The organism is Levilactobacillus paucivorans (assembly GCF_001437125.1).
GTDB lineage: Bacteria > Bacillota > Bacilli > Lactobacillales > Lactobacillaceae > Levilactobacillus > Levilactobacillus paucivorans.
Genome location: NZ_JQCA01000110.1, coordinates 1 through 406 on the forward strand (window position 1 = coordinate 1; position 406 = coordinate 406).

The 406-nt window shown below is 41.1% G+C and carries 1 protein-coding gene; it reads left to right on the plus strand.

Translation table 11 applies throughout. From position 1 onward, the window contains the following. The first annotated feature begins 109 nt into the window (after window positions 1-109). Window positions 110-388, plus strand: coding sequence for a BRCT domain-containing protein (locus IV54_RS08510; protein WP_056980539.1), 279 nt, complete (start codon window positions 110-112; stop codon window positions 386-388). Window positions 389-406: the final 18 nt, after the last annotated feature.

The window sequence follows — 406 nt, forward strand, 5'->3', positions numbered from 1 at the left end:
TCCAGGGAACAATTCTGCGCTCAAAACGTCACTCCCTCTAAACTGAATGGAAAACCATAACCCGTCAAGTCAAAACCAACATTAGAATCAAGAAAGTTGATGATTTAAAATGCTTGATTTAAGAGATTGTGAGATTGCTTTTACCGGACGTCTAACTACCATGACTCGGGATCAAGCTTTTAGTTTGGCGAAAGTCTTTGGGGCGAAACCAAAAAATTGGGTTACGAAACAGACAGATTATTTAGTGGTTGGGTTAATTGAGACGGCTTTAGGTGAAGAGCCCATCACAAAAAAGTTATTGACGGGAACACCAACGATTTCAGAACGGGATTTTTTGGACTGGTGTCAGGCACGATTGGCGCAATGGTCTAGGAGTTTAGGCGGTTAAATTCACAAAGTGAGTTTA